Here is a 669-nt window from a genome sequence, read left to right on the forward strand (position 1 = left end):
GCTCAGCAATTCGTGTTTTACACTCCAAATCTGATCATTACGACTGTTGCGAACAAAGTTCGCTTCATCTCCAACCTTAAACTGTCTCCCAGACAGTTTTGTAGCGAACTTTGTTCGCTCTATTTCCAACTTCCAACTGTCCCCCAGACAGTTGGAACTATGCGGGGGTGGGAGTGAAACAGTCTGGGGATAGACTGTTTCAGCTCAACAACTAGAAATAAAGACTTGTTGACGAACTCTTTTTTGACCAGTCGAGTTCTTTCCCGCTCCCATCCCTTGGTGAAAAAGGTAGCCGCAGTGATTGGTGTGAAAATTACCAAAAAGACTGTTGAAAAGACCATTGCCAATGCAGTTCCTATTTTGGGTGGTCTGATTTCAGGAGGTTTGACCTATTTTACCTTCCAGCCCATGGGAGGGATGTTGGCAGACACATTTGTTAAAAAAATAAATGGTGATTTTGATGGCGAATTAGAGCTCACTGAGGCCTTTAAAGCAAGCTTGGAAGAAGAGAAGGAACTTGGAATTATTGAGGCAGAATTTACTGAAGCAAGCGAGAGTTGATTGAGGCTGGGCAAAAAGCCCAGGACCACTACTCAGAGTTCGTGTCAACATCTCAGCGCAGTGGTTGATTGGCAGATTTGTTCGTGTTTTGCACTCCAAATCTGGCCT

Annotated in this window: 1 protein-coding gene; it reads left to right on the forward strand. The window is 44.4% G+C overall.

The window, feature by feature from the left end:
• Nucleotides 1-228: 228 nt before the first annotated feature.
• A complete protein-coding gene (locus SST111_RS09610; protein ID WP_228377192.1) occupies nt 229-561 on the forward strand; it encodes a PTS lactose transporter subunit IIB in 333 nt (110 codons plus the stop codon).
• Nucleotides 562-669: the final 108 nt, after the last annotated feature.

Source organism: Streptococcus suis YS161, assembly GCF_002760245.1.
GTDB lineage: Bacteria > Bacillota > Bacilli > Lactobacillales > Streptococcaceae > Streptococcus > Streptococcus suis_I.